16 protein-coding genes are annotated in these 21323 nt (G+C 41.2%); 3 read left to right on the top strand and 13 right to left on the bottom strand.

Features of this window, described 5'->3' with window-relative positions:
- A complete protein-coding gene (sthA, locus tag ACX1N5_RS06320) occupies positions 1 to 1416 on the bottom strand; it encodes a Si-specific NAD(P)(+) transhydrogenase (RefSeq protein WP_004751173.1) in 1416 nt (471 codons plus the stop codon).
- 196 nt (positions 1417 to 1612) lie between these two features.
- Between sthA and lipA the strand changes: the two genes are divergently transcribed.
- The gene (gene lipA, locus ACX1N5_RS06315; protein ID WP_131380210.1) at positions 1613 to 2626 is read left to right on the top strand and encodes a lipoyl synthase; all 1014 of its coding nucleotides are present in this window, start codon (positions 1613 to 1615) and stop codon (positions 2624 to 2626) included.
- Positions 2627 to 2782: 156 nt separating this feature from the next.
- Here the strand turns inward: lipA and rapA are convergent, their stop codons facing one another.
- The 5 genes from rapA to ACX1N5_RS06290 form a co-directional block, all read right to left on the bottom strand.
- Positions 2783 to 5620: an RNA polymerase-associated protein RapA gene (rapA, locus tag ACX1N5_RS06310; RefSeq protein WP_458800920.1), complete on the bottom strand. Its 2838-nt coding sequence runs from the start codon at positions 5618 to 5620 to the stop codon at positions 2783 to 2785.
- Between the two features lie 102 nt (positions 5621 to 5722).
- On the bottom strand, positions 5723 to 6367 hold the full coding sequence (locus tag ACX1N5_RS06305; RefSeq protein WP_034425779.1) for an RluA family pseudouridine synthase: 645 nt from the start codon (positions 6365 to 6367) through the stop codon (positions 5723 to 5725).
- A gap of 165 nt (positions 6368 to 6532) precedes the next feature.
- Positions 6533 to 7831, bottom strand: a complete 1299-nt coding sequence (gene hemL, locus ACX1N5_RS06300; protein ID WP_458800918.1) for a glutamate-1-semialdehyde 2,1-aminomutase — start codon at positions 7829 to 7831, stop codon at positions 6533 to 6535.
- 36 nt (positions 7832 to 7867) lie between these two features.
- A complete protein-coding gene (gene thiE, locus ACX1N5_RS06295) occupies positions 7868 to 8479 on the bottom strand; it encodes a thiamine phosphate synthase (RefSeq protein ID WP_458800916.1) in 612 nt (203 codons plus the stop codon).
- A gap of 122 nt (positions 8480 to 8601) precedes the next feature.
- Positions 8602 to 9357, bottom strand: coding sequence for an OmpW/AlkL family protein (locus ACX1N5_RS06290; protein WP_458800914.1), 756 nt, complete (start codon positions 9355 to 9357; stop codon positions 8602 to 8604).
- 420 nt (positions 9358 to 9777) lie between these two features.
- On the opposite strand from ACX1N5_RS06290, the gene ACX1N5_RS06285 reads away from it, so the two are divergent.
- The gene (locus tag ACX1N5_RS06285) at positions 9778 to 11202 is read left to right on the top strand and encodes a CYTH domain-containing protein (protein WP_458800912.1); all 1425 of its coding nucleotides are present in this window, start codon (positions 9778 to 9780) and stop codon (positions 11200 to 11202) included.
- 60 nt (positions 11203 to 11262) lie between these two features.
- Here ACX1N5_RS06285 and ACX1N5_RS06280 read toward each other — a convergent pair whose 3' ends face one another.
- Positions 11263 to 11895, bottom strand: coding sequence for a hypothetical protein (locus tag ACX1N5_RS06280; protein WP_458800910.1), 633 nt, complete (start codon positions 11893 to 11895; stop codon positions 11263 to 11265).
- A 107-nt stretch (positions 11896 to 12002) separates the two neighbouring features.
- Between ACX1N5_RS06280 and ACX1N5_RS06275 the strand changes: the two genes are divergently transcribed.
- On the top strand, positions 12003 to 12398 hold the full coding sequence (locus ACX1N5_RS06275; protein WP_004751157.1) for a DUF3144 domain-containing protein: 396 nt from the start codon (positions 12003 to 12005) through the stop codon (positions 12396 to 12398).
- A 70-nt stretch (positions 12399 to 12468) separates the two neighbouring features.
- On the opposite strand, the gene ACX1N5_RS06270 is transcribed toward ACX1N5_RS06275, so the two are convergent.
- From ACX1N5_RS06270 to pgaB, 6 genes are all read right to left on the bottom strand, one after another.
- A complete protein-coding gene (locus tag ACX1N5_RS06270; protein ID WP_458800908.1) occupies positions 12469 to 15261 on the bottom strand; it encodes a M16 family metallopeptidase in 2793 nt (930 codons plus the stop codon).
- Positions 15262 to 15425: 164 nt separating this feature from the next.
- The gene (gene pnuC, locus ACX1N5_RS06265; protein WP_131380227.1) at positions 15426 to 16013 is read right to left on the bottom strand and encodes a nicotinamide riboside transporter PnuC; all 588 of its coding nucleotides are present in this window, start codon (positions 16011 to 16013) and stop codon (positions 15426 to 15428) included.
- 67 nt (positions 16014 to 16080) lie between these two features.
- Entirely contained in the window at positions 16081 to 17241 is a 1161-nt protein-coding gene (locus ACX1N5_RS06260; RefSeq protein WP_131380229.1) for an acyltransferase family protein, read from the bottom strand.
- Between the two features lie 79 nt (positions 17242 to 17320).
- Positions 17321 to 17734, bottom strand: coding sequence for a poly-beta-1,6-N-acetyl-D-glucosamine biosynthesis protein PgaD (gene pgaD, locus ACX1N5_RS06255; RefSeq protein ID WP_004900084.1), 414 nt, complete (start codon positions 17732 to 17734; stop codon positions 17321 to 17323).
- A 33-nt stretch (positions 17735 to 17767) separates the two neighbouring features.
- Positions 17768 to 19024 (bottom strand): poly-beta-1,6-N-acetyl-D-glucosamine synthase, encoded by a 1257-nt coding sequence (gene pgaC / locus ACX1N5_RS06250; RefSeq protein ID WP_131380231.1) that lies wholly within the window; start codon positions 19022 to 19024, stop codon positions 17768 to 17770.
- Positions 19025 to 19037: 13 nt separating this feature from the next.
- Complete coding sequence (pgaB, locus tag ACX1N5_RS06245) at positions 19038 to 21032, bottom strand: poly-beta-1,6-N-acetyl-D-glucosamine N-deacetylase PgaB (protein WP_458800904.1); 1995 nt, start codon at positions 21030 to 21032, stop codon at positions 19038 to 19040.
- Positions 21033 to 21323 lie beyond the last annotated feature (291 nt).

The following is a 21323-nucleotide window of genomic DNA, read 5'->3' as shown; positions in this document are numbered from 1 at the left end:
TTAGAATAGACGGTTTAAACCGTTCAATGCTGCAACGCGATAGGCTTCTGCCATGGTCGGATAGTTAAATGTCGTTTCAATAAAATATTTCAACGTATTGTTCGGGCTTTGCATGATCGCCTGCCCAATATGGATAATTTCAGAGGCATTGTTCCCAAAGCAATGAATTCCTAAAATTTCCAGGGTATCACGATGGAACAAAATTTTTAACTCACCAACCGTATCACCTGTAATTTGCGCACGCGCCAAGTGACGGAAAGATGACTGCCCGACTTCATATGGAATTTTTTCCTCAGTCAATTGCTGCTCAGTTTTACCAAAGCAAGAAATTTCTGGAATGGTATAAATTCCTGTTGGAATATCCGTTACAGGTTTTACATTTTCTTCGCCGCTCATGTTCGCGCCAGCACAGCGCCCTTGGTCATAAGCTGCCGAAGCAAGCGATGGCCAACCGACCACGTCACCTGCTGCAAAAATGTTTTCAACTTCAGTCTGATATTTTTCGTTGACAGTCAACTGACCACGGCTATTTGGGGTCAAGCCTACATTTTCCAAACCTAAGCCATCGGTATTGCCTGAGCGTCCGTTACACCACAAAATTGCATCAGCTTTGATTTTTTTACCACTTTTCAGATGCAATACAATGTGATCATCAAATGTTTCCAAATGATCCATTTGTTCGTTATGGCGAATCAAAACCCCTTGTTCACGCAAGTGATAAGACAAGGCGTCGGAAATTTCGGCATCTAAGTAGCTGAGTAATTTGGGTTGGGTATTGATCAGATCAACTTTATGATTCAAACCAATGAAAATAGAAGCATATTCACAACCAATCACCCCTGCACCATAAATAATGATTTTATTAATGGTGTAATCCAGATCAAGAATTTTGTCCGAATCGAAAACGCGAGGATGGTTAAAATCTAGACCTTGTGGCTGGTATGGACGGCTACCTGTTGCAATGACCAATTCGTTAAAAACAATGGTTTCTTTAATCCCTTCTGGAGTAAAAACCAAGAGGGTGTTTCTATCCTGAACATAAGCGCGACCATGAAAAACGTCGATGTTATTACGGTCATAAAAACGAGAGTGGGTTGCAACCTGCTGCTGAATCACGCGGTGCGCATGACTGAGCACCTGTTTCATGGTAAATTTTTTCCATTCACCTACTTTTTGAAACATCGGATCACGTTGATAACGGATAATGCTCGATACTGTCTGACGTAATGCTTTACTTGGAATTGTTCCAACATGGGCACAGTTACCACCTAGCTGATCACGCATTTCAACAATCGCAACGCGCTTGCCAGATTTGGCAAGTTTCATTGCAGAGCCTTCACCCGCAGGGCCTGAGCCAAGCACGACGGCATCGTATTTGATAAAACTCCCTCTCATGACCTCTTTTTTACGTGACATTCAATGCTCCTTTACTTTCATGTTTAGACCATAGTTTAGCTGAATTCCTAAAGATTTAGTTTATTTCGACCACATATATATTTAATGTCAACATTTATTTTATGAATATCTTTTTCACCCTAAAAGTTTTGCTTTCCGCTATAATTGCGAGCTTAAGCAGTAAAAAGTTCATCGTCAAACAGTGGAAAAGTTGAATATGACCAGTAGCCGTAAACCTGAACAGGGTGTCAAACTTCGTGGCGCAGAGAAAGTCGCTAGAATTCCTGTAAAAGTGATTCCTACGGTTGATGTGCCACGAAAACCAGATTGGATTCGTGTCAAGATGACAGCACCAGATGAAGTTCAACGGATTAAAACCACATTACGCGCACAAAAACTACATACCGTATGTGAAGAGGCAGCCTGCCCGAACCTGCCTGAATGCTTTGGTGGTGGTACAGCAACCTTTATGATTATGGGTGATATTTGTACCCGTCGTTGTCCGTTCTGTGACGTTGCTCATGGTCGTCCGAATGCACTTGACCCTGATGAACCACGCCATATGGCAGAAACCATCGCTAACTTAGGTTTAAAGTACGCGGTGATTACCTCTGTTGACCGTGATGATCTATTAGATGGCGGCGCTCAGCATTTTGTTGACTGTATTAAAGAAGCTCGTGAGCTGAGCCCAAAAACTTTATTAGAGATTTTGGTGCCTGACTTCCGTGGTCGTATGGATATTGCTTTACGCATTATGACTGAATGTCCACCAGACGTGTTTAACCATAATATTGAAACTGTGCCTCGCCTCTACAAAGCCATGCGCCCAGGTTCAGATTATCAACACTCTTTAAACTTACTGAAAATGTTTAAAGAATACTGCCCAGATGTACCAACCAAATGTGGTTTGATGGTTGGTATTGGTGAAACTGAAGAAGAAGTCATTTCACTACTTGATGATCTACGCGCGCATGATGTTGACTATGTCACCATCGGTCAGTATTTACAGCCTTCTAAAGAACATGCACCAATTGACCGTTTTGTAACGCCAGAAGAGTTTGAGCGTTATGCAGAACATGGCCGTAAGCTTGGCTTTAGAAATATCTGGTCTGCGCCGATGGTACGTTCAAGCTACTTTGCTGATCGCCAATACCACGGCGAACCTGTTCCAGAAGTACGTCGTAAAGTTGACCCTGCGAAAAAAATTACAGTACAAACCATCGAAGCCTAAGCTTTGGTGGGTTTACCCCCTGTATAGCAATAAAAAAGCTGAGTTTTGTAAAATACAGAACTCAGCTTTTTCTTTTAAAGAAAAAACACTTTATCCGACTATGCAATTTTTGAAGAGCAATCTCGAATAAAGGGCTTTTTATTTACAGCATTCATTTTATGGTTTTACAACCACTAGAACCTGAATGGCTTCTGGGCTAATCGACAAGCTATCGAGCAAACTTAAACCTTCCTGTTGCAGTTTTTGCAAACGTTCGATTTCATCTTGACGAATACTTGGATTGAACTGTTTCAAATAGCTTAAACGCTCAATTTCGTACTGCCATTGCTGACCGTAGTTACTTTTCGCCTGTTGCTGCAACTCAGGTAATACAGTTTTGGCAATATCAAGTGCTTGACGATAACGCGTTTCAATCACGTCACGGCGTGCTTTCACCACTTGGCGACAACTATTGCCATCGAGATGATGCAAATATGGTTTCAGGATCATCGGGTCAATTTTAGCCGATAAATCCTGACCAGTTTCACTGAGCAATACGCGGACGAGCTGCTGTGGCAAACTTGCAGGCAAGTTTAGTGCCTTCGGCGCAATTACATCGACTTTAAACCAGACTTCAAGCAAGACAGAACCTTGTTTCAAGGCATTTGACTTCAACAACGCAACATTGGTACTACCAAACGATTGCGTATTGATCATCTCCATCATACTTTCAATAAATGGATGCTCAAGGGTCAAATACTGTGCATCTTCACGAATTTGTGCCTGATCACGGTAGAATGTCGCAGTCATGCCTTCTTCATCGAGCGTTAAACCCTGAACTTGCATTTGATCCGTCGGCTTAATGATGACTGTGCCATTACTTTGTTCATCAAAATCAATATTGGTCGATGACATGAAACGCTTCACAAACATTGGCAAAGTCGTGTTGTCATCGTAATCTTCGAGAGCCTGCACAATTTCCTGTGCAATGACTGGACGACAAGAGTTGTACTCAAGCAAACGGTCACGACCTGCTTGTAGTTCAGCTTCGAGCGCTTCACGTTGCACATTAACTTCTTCAAGCAGATCTTCAAATCGTTGCCCAAGATCAGCCAGCAGACATTCTTTTAAGTCGACAATGAAGTTTTCTTGTAAGGTCTGTGCTGTCGGTGAAATGTTGCTAAAGATATTTAGTGCTTCGTTATACCAGCGGAACATACGCTCCTGCGCTGTCCCTTGCAAATACGGCACATGAATCTGAATGCGGTTCTGTTGACCAATACGGTCTAGACGACCAATACGCTGCTCCAGTACATCTGGGTTTGCAGGCAAGTCAAATAAAATCAGGTCACTGGCAAACTGGAAATTACGTCCTTCGGAACCAATTTCAGAACACAGTAGAATCTGTGCGCCATAACTTTCTTCAGCAAAATAAGCCGCAGCTTGGTCACGTTCCAGCAGGCTCATGCCTTCATGGAACATAGCTGTACGTACACCTGCGTGCAAACGTAAAGCACTTTCTAATGCTTCAACCACTGGGCCGCTACGTGCAATCAGCAAGACTTTCTTGTGTTTCAAATCTTTACGCAAGATTTCCATGAGCCAAGCCACACGCGGATCAGTTTCCATCCAAGAACCATCGAGCTGATTCTCTTCTGGCCACATCTGTTCACGCAGTTTGCCATCGACAGACCAGTCAGCAGGTGCAACTAATGGCGCAGGCTGACAGTCACGTCCTGGGAAGCCTTGAATCGCTTCACGAGTATTACGGAACAAAACACGTCCTGTACCGTGACGATCCAGCAGTTCATGAATGGCTTGATAGCGTTGCTCAGGTTGATCCTCAATTCGATGTCCAAGCAGACCTTCAAGCGCAGTTAAATGCTGCTCAGTCAAGGCTTCATCCGACATCAACACTTCCGCAATTTTGGCGGTATGCTGATATTGCTCTTCTTCATCCAGGAAACGATCTAGACTACTAAAACGCTGTGGATCAAGTAAACGCAGACGGGCAAAGTGGCTTTCGACACCCAACTGTTCAGGGGTTGCAGTGAGTAATAATACACCTGCGGTGTTCTCTGCAAGCTCTTCAACCAGATCATAACGGTCATTGCCGCCTTCTTCTTCACTCCACATCAAGTGGTGTGCTTCATCGACCACAAGCAAGTCAAAGCCAGCTTCAACTGCCTGTTCACGTAGATCCTCATGGTCAATCATCAGATCGACACTGGCAATGATGCATTGCTCAGTTAGGAATGGATTGAGTTCGGGGTCATGCTCTTTAATCGACGCTGTACGGGTCAAATCAAACAATGAGAAATTCAGATTGAAACGGCGACGCATTTCAATCATCCACTGATACTGCAATGAATCAGGCACTAAAATCAAAATACGTTCAGCACGCCCTGTTTTGAGCTGCTGATGAATGATTAAACCCGCTTCGATGGTTTTACCTAGACCAACTTCATCGGCCAGTAAAACACGCGGCGCAAAACGTTTCCCGACTTCATGCGCAATATAAAGCTGATGCGGAATCAACCCTACACGCGCACCGAGTAAACCGCGTAAACGGCTGGTTTGCATACTGGCTTGTAACTGTAAGGCTTCAATACGCAAGTCATACCACGCCTTGATATCGACTTGACTGGCAAGTAAGCGATCAAGTGGCTTAGACAACTGAATCTGCGCGCCAATACGCGTTTCATTTAAGGTTTTACGTTCTTGTTCGCCATTGTCTAAAGTACGTATAGCGTTATAGCGAATCACGCCAAAGCGTTCTTCAAATGATTCAACCAACCACAGGTTACCTTCCTGATCGTAGATCTCATCATTAATATTAAAAATAATTCGAGATAAAGGTGCATTGCTACGTGCATATACTCGTGTTTCGTCACTTTTGGGAAATAAAATGCTGAGGGAACGCTCATCTACATCTATGACAACGCCCAAACCAAGTTCCGTTTCAGTATCAGATAACCAACGTTGACCAATAGCAAACTGTTGCAATTTTTTCACCTTTATTTCAAGTTTGCACTAAAAGCACACTCTGGCTTTTAGCTTCAATCTAAATATTTTCGCACAAAGCATAACAAAACGTCAGGTTATGCTGATGATTTTTTAAAATGGTACGGCACATTCAAAGTTCAACAATTCATCTGTTTTGGGATGATGAAAACTGAGCTGCTGTGCGTGTAGACACAAGCGATCAGTCAATTGCTGTTGTTGCTCTGTTGCATACAGGGTATCTCCGACTATCGGATGTCCCAAGTATTGCATATGTACCCGAAGTTGATGTGAACGCCCAGTAATTGGGGTTAATTTGACACGTGTCACCACTTGACCTGCCAGTTCAAACTGCTCTAACGCCTGCCAATGCGTCAGTGCTGGCTTGGAATGTTGTGGATCAACAATATGAAGTGGTGGTCGATCTGGATCATACACTACAGGAATATCAATAGTACCTTCACCTGAAAGCGAACCTGCGACCAAAGCCTGATAGGTTTTGGTGGTATGGCGCTCCTGAAACTGGCGTGAAATTCGGTTTTGCCCCAAGCGGGATAAACCAAAGACCAAAATGCCAGAGGTGTCACGATCAAGACGATGAATCAGTAAAGTTTTCGGTTCTATCGCAAGTAAACGTGTCAGCACGCTATCTTGTAAGGCTTCGCCTTTACCTGGAACACTGAGTAAACCTGCGGGTTTATGGATGACCATAAAATCTTCATCTCGATGAATCAGATGATCGGTTAAAAAATTACTCAAAATTTAATCCCAAGCTGACCACGAAAACAAGCGGGCAATAATAAAAAGCTTACGGCTGAAATACAATAGACAATCTGCAACAAAAGCATAAATTCCTATTATTTCATCCGAAAGCATCACCAAATAAAAAACGGAATCTCGTGATTCCGTTTTCTGAGCAATCATTTATGCCTGTTTCATCTCAGCAAACACTTCTTTTGCTGCCGCGATGGTATAAGCAATATCTTCATCACTATGTGCAGATGAGATAAAACCAGCTTCAAATGCAGACGGCGCAAAATGAATCCCGCGATCCAGCATACCGTGGAAGAACTGTTTAAAGGCATTTACATCGCACTTCAAGATATCATCGAAGCTGGTGATTTCAGCTTGATCGGTAAAGTACAAACCGAACATGCCGCCAATTTGTTCAGTTTTAAGTGCAATACCCGTTTCTTCAGCCACTTGCTGAAAACCAGCCAATAACTTCGCCAGTTTTGCAGATAAATCAGTGTAGAAATTTGCTTGGCGCAAATGTTTGAACATTTCGATACCCGCACGCATCGCTAGCGGATTACCTGACAATGTGCCTGCCTGATACACGCCACCAAGCGGTGCGATGCATTCCATAATTTTGCGCTTACCGCCAAATGCACCCACAGGCAAACCTGCACCAATAATCTTACCTAAAGTAGTCAAATCAGGCTTAACGTTATAAACCGATTGTGCACCACCTAAAGCAACACGGAAACCTGTCATCACTTCATCAATGATAAAGACAGATTTGTGTTCATCACACATTTCGCGAATGGTTTCCAAAAATCCTGCAACTGGTTTCACCAAATTCATGTTACCGGCAACTGGTTCTACAATCACCCCTGCAATTTCACCGCCAAATTTCGCAAAACAGGCTTTCACTGCTTCAATGTCATTGTATGGCAAAGTAATCGTATGTTTAGCAAAATCAGCAGGTACGCCTTTAGAGGTTGGCTCACCCAAAGTCAGCATGCCTGAACCTGCTTTTACCAACAGTGAATCTGAGTGCCCATGATAGCAACCTTCAAATTTCACGATTTTGTCACGCCCCGTATAGCCACGTGCCAAACGGATCGCTGACATGGTCGCTTCTGTACCCGAGTTGGTCATACGCACCATTTCAATCGACGGCATGATTTCGCAGATCACATCTGCCAGCGTAGTTTCATGTACAGTTGGTGCACCAAAGCTTAAACCGTCTTGTGCTGCGTCTTGAACTGCCTTCACAATACTTGGATGTGAATGCCCTAAAATCATCGGCCCCCATGAACCAATGTAGTCGACATAGCGTTTACCATCAACATCCCATAAATATGCGCCTTGCGCTTTTTCAATAAAAACAGGCGTTCCACCAACACCATTAAATGCACGCACTGGTGAATTGACACCACCTGGAATATGTTTGCTGGCTTGCTTAAAAAGTTGCTGTTGTTTTGCAGAAAGGCTCATAGCATTACTCAAATAGACTGAATGATTTAGGAATGATTAAAATAAATTCGCCCATGCATTCACACGTGCAGGAATTTCAGCGACTGGTCGCGCTAATATATCACTAATCACCGCGCATAGGTCTGCACCAGAATCGACCACGACCTGAGAATTTTCAACGCTTAAACCACCAATCGCGCAGATCGGCACATTTTTAAACTGCAAGGATGCTTGGTTTAAAGTCTCCAGACCGATATTGCCCGCTTCAGGTTTGGTCGATGTGGCATAAATCGCACCAAATGCCACGTAAGTTGCGCCTTGGGCAATAGCGAGTTCAGCCAGTTCCAGTGAATTGGCACAAGTCCGACCAATAATTGCACCTTCAGCGAGTTGAGCTTTGGCATCGGTAATTTCACCGTCTGTTTGCCCCAGATGCACACCCAAGCCAAATTGTGCAGCAAGACTTAAATCATCATTGATCACAAAAGGCGTTTGGTATTTTTCACAAAGCTGCTTGATCTGCACAACCTCAACAGGCTGATCGCTTCTAGCGACTTTTTTACGGCGATATTGCAAAATTGCCACCTGTCCTGTCGCCAGCGCAGCGTCTAGTTTTTCAAGTAATATTTCTAAAGGATCATCATTGGTAATGAGATATAAACCACGCATATAAACTCTAAATATCAAGCGAATTTGAGTTTAGTGTAACGCTCACCTCTCTTAAGCTCAAACTTCCAATAAAAAAACCGAGAAGTTCACTTCTCGGTTTATTGTCTAAATCATAATAGATATTAGAAGCGGTAACCAACACCAAGGTAAGTCACGATTGGATTGATTTCGATTTTACTGCGACCTGTAACCAATGTAGCCCCTGTTACATTATTAGCGACATCAAGTTTGGCATTAGTACTTAGATGAACATAGCTCACAGAAGCTGTTGCAAACCAGTTTTTCGTAATATTGTAGTCTGCACCGATAAAAGCTACAGGAGCGACAGCGTCATCAATTTTTACGTTACGGATACTTATACCTTTTGACGCAGTATCCGAAACCACTGCAGAGTCTAATTTAAAGTTACTAAAGTGCGCATACATAAGACCGGCACCAACATATGGGCGCAATTTATTGTTTACAGCACCAAAAGTATATTTACCTGTTACAACTGGGCTATAAACTTTAACGTCACCCACTTTACTAAATTTATCTAGATTTAACGCCCCACCTAATAATTGTCCTTTACCTTTAATATCAAAGGTTGGTGGCACGCCTACAATTAGCCCCACACTAACATTGTCATCTACTAAATAATCAAATTTAAACTCGGCAGTATCAGAATCTTTCAATTCAAAACCAGCAGAGGATGTAAATGGTAAATATGGGCCTGTGCTCCCCAATTGAGTAGACACACCTTGTTTAGTCCCTTGTGGCATAATATGTGCCCAGCCTGTGGAAACAGCCAAAACCTTGCCCTCTGAAGTCTCAGCGTGTGTTGCAAAGCTGGCTGCAAATAAAGCAGCTGGAATGAGTGCTTTAGTCAATTTTTTCATAAATTAAAATTCCATCATCATGGTTAAACAGCGATTACGAGGCTTCCAAGCCTTCATCATTTGTTTTCAATATTAGAATAATTACTTTAAATAGCAATACGATAAAGTCAATATTTATTTACCAATGAATCTAAAAGCAATTTTTATTAAAAAAATACTTTTACTATCAATTGCTTACAAAACAATACTCATCAGTCGCGATTCTTTTAAATGTTTATCTTTTAAACCCTTAAAAAACCATGTAAATAGTTAAAAAATATACAAAATTAAAATTAGTCTTATGATTTGAGCATAAGCTCATTACAAACGAGTTGAAAGAAGTATAAAAAAATTAGCGCAAATCTGATTTTTTAAATGTTCAACTGAAGCATCTCAGTCTATAGTGACATTATCTTCAAAAGAACTCATAGGGCTTAGCTCATGCATGAAATTGAATTAAAACTACAAATTCCTGAGCAGAAACGTGCTGCAATCGTTAAGGCTTTTGACACAAAAACCACTCAGCATATTGAGTTACATGCGCGTTATTTTGACACTGCCGACTCAAAACTAGCAGCAAAGCAGATTGCAATCCGAATTCGTAAAGAAGGAAATTTTTGGGTTCAGACCCTCAAAGGTGCAGGTGAAAATCCTTTAAAGCGTTACGAACATGAAGTGAACTTAGGAGAATCAGCTCTAGCTCCAGAGCTTGATCTCAGTATTTATAAAGAAGAATCACAGGCATTGAAATTACTCAAAAATGCCTTGGGTGATGATTTTAATGGATTAATTTTAAAGTTTGAAACGATTGTGCAACGTGCTTATCGTGTTGTGCAATTTAACAATTCCAAGATTGAAATTTGCCTTGACCGAGGTGTTGTACAAAATGTTGACGAACAACGTGAAATTTATGAAGTTGAGTTTGAACTCAAGCAAGGACAAATTTCCGACCTAATTCAGCTGACACAACAATGGGTTAAAAAGTATCACATTTGGCTTGATGTTCGCAGTAAAGCTGAACGTGGCAATTTATTGGCTCAAAAACTACAAGTCAGTCCAGCAACGGTTGCTTCACCTGCAAAATATGACAAGAAAGCTCAGCCAGATTTTATTTTAAAACAGCTGATTGCGGCTGCACTACGTCATGCTTTACCTAACTTTGCTGCAATTGCAGATCAGATTGCTGAACCGGCTCATTATTATCAGGCTTATTTGGCACTGCGCCAACTCGCCAGCAGCTTGCAATTATTTCAGGATTTTGCTCCAGCCGCGCTGATTCAGCATGTTACACAGTTACAGCACTTATTAAAGACCACTCATCAAGCATATTTGGCAACAACACTTTACCCTGCAATATTGTTACATGCTGAACATGCCGAGACTGCCGATTTAGAATTACATCATGCCAATCATGTATTTACGCAAACGGGTTGTACATTATTGATCTTGGAACTACTGGCATTCAGCTTAAACGATGCTGATGCTGAGGCACCTCGCAAAATCAAAAGCAGCATTAAAAAGCAATTTAAACAGCAGATTGAAGAATTTACTGCGGATTTTGCAAACTTTGCACAACTCGATGTCGCTGAAAAATGTCAAGTCTTGAGCCATATCCAGTGTTGGGGTGATGCTCTGGCGCTCTGCACACCATTTACCATCAAAAAACACTTGGCACTTTATGTAGAACTACAGCCTGAACTCAATGAAAGTCTAGATATCTGGGTTGCTCAGCAACATGCTTATAAATATCTGGTTTCAGCAGAGCAGCAATACTTTGTGTTAGGTTGGCTCGCCAATCAAATTCCCTCACAACAGGCGCATTTAGAAATAACCATCAAAAAACTGTTAAAAAAATTAGACGTTTAAAACCAAATATTTGGGTAACAGGCTATGCTGTTTAAATTTGAACAGCATAGTTTTTTTTGTTTAACGATACTTTCCAAATACTTTCCAGACACCATTATCGGCAAGCGGGTTGCTATAACTATCACTGCGCTGTTTACGTGGTTTTTCCCGCGCATCAAGCACTTTAAAATGTTTTTCCCCGCCTAGAACAATCCCATTGTTGTAAAAACGCGTGCGAGTATATTCACTTTGCCCATGCTGAAATACGTAAGTTCTCAAATCAATAAATTCGCGGTGTGCAACCAAAGCTGCGGTGTCATCAGTTTCCAGCCATGTTTTCATTGCCAGCATCTGTTCAGGGTCAAACTGCCCACATTTTTCTACCAGACTAAGTATGCCCCGAAAAGTTTTGGACTCTTTAGCGCGGGTTTTATTAATTCGAATTCGGTCTACATGAAAGAAAAATAACGGTAAATTTAGATGGCTTGGCAAATGAATCGCATCAATCACTTCATCTTGTAAAAACGGCTGGCACAACTGCTGTGCCCGTTCAGTTAACTCACGCCACTGGCTAAAATAATGCTCTGCCTCGGCTTGCGATGCATAATAAATCGGTAAACCTTCAACATGCTCCAGCTGTTCAGGCGGCCAGATTTGCTGACGCAGAAGTTGAATATCTTGTTTTAGATTTTGTATCGCAATTGAATCTTGCATACATTCGGCTCATCATGCTTAGGCTATTTAAAGATTAAGCCAACTGTTTAGTTTCTGCAAGGCTTTGCCTATAATAGGGGCTGTCATTTTTGTGTTGGAACTTCCCTATGACCCAAAAAATTCAAGCGACGGATATTACTGAAGAAGAAGCACAGAATGCAGTCTTTTTCGAGCGTACCGATGAATTTATCAAACTGGCAAACGATTTTTGTCGCCCTGAAAAAGGTCAAAAACCTAAACCTGCCGAGTTACGCGGACAAGTAAGCGCAGCGATGCTTTTTGCAACTGCTCGCTTTAATACATGGGTTGCTGCTAACAATTTTAAAGATGGCAATGAAATGCGTGATGCCAAAGATCAAGTTATGTCTTACTTGATGCAGCAGTTTCAAATGATGCTCGATGACAATTACGATGAGTATTGTGAGCAGTTTGAGAATTATCTACGTTTTCGTAAAAATGAAGATTTCCATGCACATAAACACGATCATGAACACGATCACTAATTAACCCTGTTTGAAACGAAAAAAAAAGAGCTTGAATTCAAGCTCTTTTTTTTCGAAATATACCGCTTTTTTATTTGCCCAATGCCGCTACTTTTAAGTCAGTTTGTTGCTGACCATATTGATCTGCCATGACTTCAACATAATGATCAAGCTGGATATATTTTTTAATCACGCTATCAACATAAGCTTTTCTGAGCTGTGCAATCGCCTGATCACGCTGTTCACGACTCAGCATGGTTTTACCACGTTCAAGCTGACTGTTGAGCATTTGATGAATAATACGACTATCCTCAAGGCTAGTAACACGCTGTTTTAAAATATTGGCTTTTGCCGTAGCAAGCTCCTGTGGAGTAATGCCATTTTGAATCAAGTCCTGCAATACGTGATGTACAGCTTGCGAAGTTTGTGCCGCTTTATTTGCAGTGTAATTTGCTTGAATGGTCAAAACACCTACCGAATCATGTAAATCCAGATTTAAATCACTCGAAAAACCATACACTAAATGATTTTTTTCGCGCAGTGCTTGCCCTAAACGCGATGAAAGCTGCGAGTCGCCTAAAATATAACTCAAGACTTGCAAAGCAGGCGCATCAGCATCGTCTATTCCCACAGGCAATACCAGTAACCCCTGATAATTGCCAAATTCACGCTGCTCTGCTAACGCATGGACTTGGGTTGCGGGATAACTTTTGTATTTAGATGATAGACGCTGATAACTTTGTTTCGATGACCATGTCGCAAACTGGCGGGTGATCAAGTCATGCATTTTCTGAGTATTGAATTCTCCTGTCATTGCCAATTCAGCATGGTTAAACCCCATAAACTGCCGATACAGTTGTTTAACCTGAGGCTGCGTTACGGCTTGAAGTTGTTGTTTAACCTGCTCAGGCTCAAAGTGGTAACGCAAATCACCTGCCGAATACTGTTCCACTAATCGAGACATAGTTAAAGCCGCTACAGTTTCAGGTTCAGTATAAGGTCTGTTCAGGCTAGCCAGACTTTGCGACTTGATCAGATCAAACTGACTTTGCTCAAAACTCGGGTGCTGCATAATGCCAACAATATATTGAAAATAATCGGCAAAGTGCTGTTTATTGGCTTGAATCTGAATCAGCATTCCATTGTCTTGACTTACTGCAGTTGCCTGCCCATCAGCAGCAATCGATTGATCCATCACCTGCTGTAAAGTTTGCTGATCTGAACCACGCAACAACAAATAAGCAGTTAAATCCAGTATTTGCCCTTTGTTCCATAAAGATTTTTCAGTACCAAAGTTCAGACTAATAGTGGCATAGACTTTGTTGTCATGCGTAGGCACTGAAAATAAGGCATAACGCAAACCATTTTTAAGCTTGCCACGCTGAATCTGCTGTTCAGTGGTTTGTAAGTGCTGTTTGGAGCGTGTCAGATAATCCTGAATTTCTTGTTGATACTGCTGGATATTTTTAACAGGTTCTGGGTCAGCACTTTGAGCGGTCTGCAACGGTTTTTTCGGTTGTGATGGCTGAAGCTGCATCGCTTTTTTTTGTGAATCAGGCGTTGGCTGAATATCACCAGAAATACGATGTTGAGGTTGAAAAAATGTATTCAGGCTCTGGTTGACCTGTTGTGTTGACAGATTTTGAACTGCCTGCACATCATTAAAATATTGTTCCCAATGTCCATGTGAAGACACCACATAGTCGCTCAGACGATTGCCCAGCGCCACTGCATTGGTTGCGATACTGTCAGCCTGATTTTTAAATACACTTTTAACACGGTTCAAATCAGCATCATTAAAATGTGCTGGAGTTTCAATATTCTGTGCCAATTTTTTGGAAATTTGTTGAGCATCTTGGGTTGGCGCATACATCGCTCCCATAAATACCACATTAAAATCCTGATCAAGCCATGTGGTCGATTGTACTGTGGTGGTCATACCTGTTTCCACCATCGCCTTATACAACTGCCCGCTCGGTTGCAAGGTATATAAATAAGGTGCAACAGCAAGCACAGGTTGGATTTTCAAATCGCGACCATTCAGATACATATTGACTTTAGCCAGATCACTGCCCTTTTGCACGCTCAACTGGCGCTGCTGAATTTTACTGGCATCCAGTAAAGGTACTTTAGCCATGGCAGGTACAGCATGTGCCTGAATTTTGCCAAAGTTTTGTTCAATACGCTGCAACACCTGTGCCTGATCAAACTTACCCGTAACCACCATCACCGCATTATTGGGAGCGTACCATTTACGATAAAATTGATTGAGCTCATTCATCTGAATAGATTTCAGCTCATTCAGGTCACCAATCGGCAAACGCCCCAAATCACGATTGCCATAAGCTGCTTTAAACATCTGATCCATTAACACTGCAAAAGGCTGATCGAGACGTAACTCACGTTCACGACGTACAGTTTCAATTTCTGAAGGTACAAATTTTTGCTGTAAAACCAGTTTATCCATACGCTGTGCTTCAAGATAAAGCACTTGATCAATCGCTTTTTGGTCAGGGCGAATAATATTGGTATATTTGGTTGAATAGTAATCCGTACTAGCATTGGTTGCTAAGGTGTATTGATCAAGTCTGCGCTGAAATTCCTCACCTTGCACATCTTGTGTGCCTTTAAATGCTAGATGTTCCAACAAATGTGCTAATCCACCCTTACCCTGTGGATCATTCAAAGAACCTGTCAAATAAACGGTGTTCATAAACACCTTATTTTCATTATTATTTGGGGCCAGAATCACCCGTAAACCATTATCTAGTTGGTACTCATTAATCTGATGCTGACTTCTCACCAAAACAGTCTGAGCAAATGTTGCTGTGCTTACCCCAATCAAACATAAGGACCAAGTTAGTTGTTTCAGGCGTATTAACATAAAAAATTGTCCAATCAGGCGAAATGCTGCAACTTAAGCCCGTTATAGTAGAAAATGTTCAACAAGAATTATAGTGAAGTTTTGCAAAATCAAAATCTTATTATTTTTATCCATAAAAAATTAAAAGCCTGCAATCTGCAGGCTTTCCATTGAAATTAATTGATTTAGTTCTCAGTCGACATAAGTTCAGTACGTTGCTGACTTTGTACACGCAACCACTGATACCAGCCATATACTGCCATGACGACAAACGCGGCATACAAGCCTGCGGTTAGATACAAGTCCTTGTAAATAAACATACCCACATAAATAATGTCGACAACCACCCACAGTACCCATGTTGCAATATGTTTACGACTCGTCCAGTACGTTGCCAGTAAACTAAACGCTGCAAGTTGTGCATCCAGCATTGGAACTGCCGCATTGGTAAAATTTTTCAAGATCAGGCCAAAAGCCAGACCCGCGATTGCAGAGACAATCAGTTGTAAAATAATTTTAGAAAAAGCTAATGGCTCAATTTTAATATCATGATCGACTTGCTTGCCTTTCATCCAGACATAGAAGCCATACAAATTCATCACAGAAAAGAAAATTTGCAGAATGACTTCCCCATAAAGCTGGTAAGTAAAGAACAAATAGCCATATAAAATATAAGCAAGCATATTAAACGGCCAACACCACATATTGCGAAGAATCGTTAATCCAACGCCAATCAAGCTAATAATGACCGAAAAAATTTCTAGATTTGACATAAACAAACATCACTATACAGCCGAGTTTCGCCAACAAAAGTCTGGACTAAAAAAACAGACACAAAACTCAAGATTTCATGGCCCATTTCGCCAACTTATTGCTGATTTTCACTGCCAAACTATCGACGTATTCACTATAAAATGCAGAAGCCAGTAAAATGCTGCTCAGGCAAGTCAGCACGGCTAACAGTACAGAAAGATCATAGTTGAATCCCATGCCCATCAACCAATTAAATGCAGGAATACACACCAAATAAATCAGCATCATGTGTAATAAGTAAATCGAGAACGATAATTTACCTAAATAGACTAATGGCTTTTTATCAAAAATATCGGACAGTTGGGTACACAGTAAAATGCTATAAACAATTAAAATGCCTGAAAAGAAATTACTATAGTCGTAGGTTCTCCAACCCAAGATTTTATATAACCAGTGATAAGCATGACTGCTATTATGTGCACCTGCAAAGTATAGCCCTGCAATAAACATTGACCATGCAAAAACAGGTTTAATTTGCCGTCCATACAAGTACATATAAGAGCCAATCACAAAGCTCAGCAAGCCTAAGAAAAAGCGCTCATCATCCCATAAGCCAAGCAGTGGCAAAAGTATTGAGCCAATATGAAACAACAGTTTTTTATAATGATAGAGCAACAATAAAACAAACAAGAGAATTGAACCAAATAGCTCAATTTGCATGGTCCACAAAACCCAGTTAGTACTACTTTCAGCAAACAAAAATGCGCCTATACTGCCTTCATAAGCTGCTTGTTTCAGGCTGACTTGCTGTGTTGCATAAGCTTGTAACCAATCATTGACTAGATTACTGTTTATACTGGTATAACTGAGTGCTAACCAAGCCAAAATACAGGAAAAAAATGCTGGAATTGCCAATCGTGGATAACGCTTGATCGCCATTTCAGTGACTTTTCTTGGAACATCTTCATGTCTTAAAATGGCATAACTTAATACAAAACCACTTAATACAAAAAAGACAAAAACTGCAGCAGTACCCGAATACCAGAAAGCAAATGGCGAGTGGTGCATAAAATAGTCCCACTGACCATGCGCTCGATCATCTGGACTAAAGTGATGTAGGTATGGATAAAAGCTTAAGGAGAGGTGTGAAAACACCACAGCCAAACATGCCAAACCACGAATACTTTCCGCTGCGTTTAATTTTGCCATAGTGGGAGCAATCAAGAAATTTTTAAACGTGCCAAGCATAGGACTGAATCCACGCTCATGCAAGAATAAATCGAAAAAAGCCCCTGATTTAGGGGCTTCATGTCGCGATTTAAATATTTTATTCTACGCGAATAATTTGACCTTGTTCATTATGATGTACCACGGTCACTTTTTGCTGACGACCTTGTACAATTTCTTGCTCAGGCAAATCAAAATGACGTGCATAATCATTGGTCGATTTCACTTTGGCGTGTTTCACACTATGTGCAGGGATTAACTTACACCATAAGCACAAAATTGCAGCGCAGGTCAGCAAAGTGATCATATCCATTTGCAAACCAAACCAGAAAGCATTAAACAAGCGATGGAATCCATACGGCTTGTTATAACTCATAAGGGTAAACAACACTAGCATTGGACGCCAAAGCAAGAACCATGCACCCCATAGGACTGCAGTTGAGGTTGTAGACATATAGCGTCTATGCCAAGGTAACTGTGCACGCAAGTCAATAATTAACGAATTTGTACTCATGAGAATCTATATACACCTAAGTTATCGACGATTTTAGCGAATACCGCGATCCGGGCTTACCCAGCGCGCACGTTTGCCATCCCCTCTTATCAATACTTTTGGAAAGGCAATAATGCTAGCAGTTACGGTGATTAGCCAAAATACGAATGGATACCAAATCATCCAGTAATAATTTTTCAGTAGACCTGGTTCATAACGGCTATCCATCCATTTACTAATCATGAATTGGAACAAGCAGGTCGCACCTAACAAAATACCTGTACCGTATGGGAGAAATGGTGAGCTCATGACAGGTAAGAAATGATTAGGAACGATGAGATCCACTAACCAAATACAAGCTACCAATAACATTAAATATGACCATACTAATGTTAGTAGTAATTCTATCATGAGTGGCCATAAAAAGTTCAAACTAGGTCGAAATATTACATCAAAATTTTTGATTAGAACTTGTGCACCACCCATTGCCCAGCGCAAACGTTGCTTGTACAAACCTTTTAAGGTTTCAGGCATCAAGATCCAAACCAATGCATTAGGTTCAAACTCTACATCCCAACCAGCACGTTGCAATTTCCAAGTAATGTCAATATCTTCAGTGAGCATATTGGGAGACCAATAGCCAACTTCATGTACTGCGCTTTTACGAAAAGCAGTAATTACACCAGAAACCGTAAATAAGCGTCCAAATACCCGCTGAGCACGTTTGATCATGCCCACAATGGATGAAAACTCACCCACCTGAATCCGTCCAAGCAATGTTGAACGGGTACGGATACGCGGATTACCTGTTACGGCTGCAATTTTTTCGTCAGCAAGGAAATGGCGAATCATCCACTTTGCCGCATGTGGGTCAAGCAAGGCATCGCCATCAATACCAATCAGGAATTCAGCGTCAGTCATTAAACTGCCTGCCTGAAGCCCCATGGCTTTGCCCTGATTTTGCGCCAAATGCACCACGCGTAATTTATCAAATTTTTCCGCCAGTCGATCTAGCACTTCGCCCGTATTGTCCGAACTACCATCGTTAATCGCAATCACTTCAAAGTCTGGATAATCCAGTTTTAGTGCATGGCTGATAGTTTCTTCAGCATTTTCACCTTCATTAAAACAAGGAACAAGAACTGCTACCTTTGGATATGAAGGCAAATCCTTTGGCTGATTGTACGCAGGCTCTTTGCGCTCTTTCATATAGAACACAATCGCGCCGATCATCCACAAATAGGACATAAATAACGGGTAATAAAACACGAACTCTAAGGCAGATCGCCAAAAGTGCTGTAACGCAGACATAATGCTCAAACTCCTACGGCACTATGCGATCTGGTTTAGAATCAAAAGCCTTACGCATAATATCGACATCAGGATGTTGCTTGACTGGATCATCTGGGTAATACGCAATATGCAAAGCACCTTGTTTATACAAAGACTGAATCGTATCGCCCAACTCTTCTGAAGGTACAGGTTCATTGGTACGCCAATTTTCTGCCTGTAGCTCAAATACTGTTTTGTGCAAACCGTTTGGATGGGATTTAACACGATCCACAATATCTTGATAGAACTTGTCTTTATCTGGTGCCTGTTCCATGTATGGCATTGCCATAATGGCAGTAAAGTCATAGCGCTTTAAAGATTGCTCTAATGATTGTGCATACCAGTTTTCAGCATACGGATTCAATGCCACTTGTGCATATAAATTACGCGCAGTCACTAAAAATGGCTGATACTGGCGAACTTCACCTGCCAACTGCAAAGCAAAGTTGTCAATATAGTTGGTTTTGAATTTCGTCCATTTTTCCATTTCAGCATCATTATTTCGCATTTCTTCCAAATTAGTTGGAAGACCTGCTTTTGCGTATGCTTTCAATGCATATGGGCTCGCATCTTCATAATCTGACAACGTCGTATCATCATGGAACAGGATACCGTTGAAAGTTGAAGACTTCGCCAAATCCTGATACAAGCCTTCAATCACACGACGTGCTGGGGCAGAGAATGGACTTAAACGGATATAACCCATGTTCAGGTGATCACTGCTTTTAGGCTGCTGTGTTACCACCAAGTCTTGAGATACAGGGTTAGATTTTGGCAATTCCCATGCTAAAAGCGGCATCCACGCATATAAACGAGTCACCTGAGTACGGCTTTGGATTTGCCAAGATACACGGTTAAACAGGTCAGCACGCACTGGAAGATAACGGTTCGGGAAATACACCATATCGGCTGAACCATTAGCATCAGGATCAGAAAATGCTTGCAAATACACAGTTGTAATGTGCATTTTTTGAATACGGTCGAGCAAATCGCCTAAGTTACGTTCTTGCTGCTCAGGATCTGGATCGTAGATATAATCCAAGTCAACATGCATGATTTTTTGTGGGCGATAATTATCACCCAAGTTTTTATCACGTATAGTGATCTCTTTTGACAAACCGTCTAAGGTCATGTCATGTTCAACCAAAATACGATTGATTGCACCCAATGACTTTTTCAAATATACAGGACCGTCGTCAAGACTAACGGTAATCGGCATACCCAGTCCTTTTGCGATACGAACTGTTTCCAGATTATAGCGTCCGTACGGCCAAACCATCACACGCGGTGACGGAATCCCATGCGCCTTGAGCAAATCATTATTTTTCTTTAAATCATCATAAATACGTTTAGCATATGCACCATCACCTTCATAAGTTTTGGTTTCTGGATCATATAAACGTGTAGTTGCAGCAGGTTCAGAGTTACCTTGTGGGTTACCTAAGATACCATGGTGTAAATCGTAACTGTGGCTTGCAATTTCAACATAACCACTTTTGCTCATTTCTTTAAGCTGTGGCCAAGTCACAATTTTGCTACGAGAAATTTTATCATCGCCAAAATTTACCATTTCATCTGCTTTTGGCTCTAACCACGAACCAACAACAGCCAGAACGATAGGAATTTTGTTCGCTTTTACAAATGGATAAACATTGGTGTAAAAATTCTCATATCCATCATCGACTGTTAATAACACAGGTTTTTCTGGTAATACGGTTTTGCCTTGATGGGCTTTTAATAACTGATCAACGCTAATAAAGTGAAAACCACTTTTCTGTAGCCAACGAACTTGTTCTTCAAAGCGTGCTGTACTAACCGAATACATCGGGATCAACGCTTCTTTGTCGTCGGTAACTTCATGGTAACCAATCACTGTAAGCGTTGTTGGATTAATTTTTGGCTTCTTTGCGGAAACGGCTTGAGTCATACCCACGGCTGCCATACCAACGCACGTTGCAAGCACTGAACTTAAAAAGCGATTAAACATAATATGCCTGTTTTATAAATCGTGATGTAACCAATCTGACATTACACTTCAAACACTCAAGTCGTGAAAACAATCTTTTATATTGCATGACTATTCAGATTAGTAATTACAATATATTTTCAAAAAGTAAACTGAAAACTAGCTTAAAAGCCTGATTCTTTCCATGTCACTGATTTAGATATTTCCATCCCAAGAACTGTGTTTAGCTAACCGATAAAATAACTTAGAATTATACATTAAATTCAAATAAAATCAAAAACTTGGTGAAAATTTACGTGATTTTTTTTGAAG

This window comes from Acinetobacter sp. ANC 4636, from assembly GCF_054454555.1.
Note: the sequence above shows the minus strand (reverse complement) of the source record. Positions and strands in the feature narration are given on the sequence as shown.

Excerpts from the sequence above, each read along its gene's own strand:
- sthA (WP_004751173.1), bottom strand. The coding sequence starts at position 1,416 with ATGTCACGTAAAAAAGAGGTCATGAGAGGGAGTTTTATCAAATACGAT.
- lipA (WP_131380210.1), top strand. The coding sequence starts at position 1,613 with ATGACCAGTAGCCGTAAACCTGAACAGGGTGTCAAACTTCGTGGCGCA.
- hemL (WP_458800918.1), bottom strand. The coding sequence starts at position 7,831 with ATGAGCCTTTCTGCAAAACAACAGCAACTTTTTAAGCAAGCCAGCAAA.
- thiE (WP_458800916.1), bottom strand. The coding sequence starts at position 8,479 with ATGCGTGGTTTATATCTCATTACCAATGATGATCCTTTAGAAATATTA.
- ACX1N5_RS06290 (WP_458800914.1), bottom strand. The coding sequence starts at position 9,357 with ATGAAAAAATTGACTAAAGCACTCATTCCAGCTGCTTTATTTGCAGCC.
- ACX1N5_RS06285 (WP_458800912.1), top strand. The coding sequence starts at position 9,778 with ATGCATGAAATTGAATTAAAACTACAAATTCCTGAGCAGAAACGTGCT.
- ACX1N5_RS06280 (WP_458800910.1), bottom strand. The coding sequence starts at position 11,895 with ATGCAAGATTCAATTGCGATACAAAATCTAAAACAAGATATTCAACTT.
- ACX1N5_RS06275 (WP_004751157.1), top strand. The coding sequence starts at position 12,003 with ATGACCCAAAAAATTCAAGCGACGGATATTACTGAAGAAGAAGCACAG.
- ACX1N5_RS06270 (WP_458800908.1), bottom strand. The coding sequence starts at position 15,261 with ATGTTAATACGCCTGAAACAACTAACTTGGTCCTTATGTTTGATTGGG.
- pnuC (WP_131380227.1), bottom strand. The coding sequence starts at position 16,013 with ATGTCAAATCTAGAAATTTTTTCGGTCATTATTAGCTTGATTGGCGTT.
- ACX1N5_RS06260 (WP_131380229.1), bottom strand. The coding sequence starts at position 17,241 with ATGCTTGGCACGTTTAAAAATTTCTTGATTGCTCCCACTATGGCAAAA.
- pgaD (WP_004900084.1), bottom strand. The coding sequence starts at position 17,734 with ATGAGTACAAATTCGTTAATTATTGACTTGCGTGCACAGTTACCTTGG.
- pgaC (WP_131380231.1), bottom strand. The coding sequence starts at position 19,024 with ATGTCTGCGTTACAGCACTTTTGGCGATCTGCCTTAGAGTTCGTGTTT.
- pgaB (WP_458800904.1), bottom strand. The coding sequence starts at position 21,032 with ATGTTTAATCGCTTTTTAAGTTCAGTGCTTGCAACGTGCGTTGGTATG.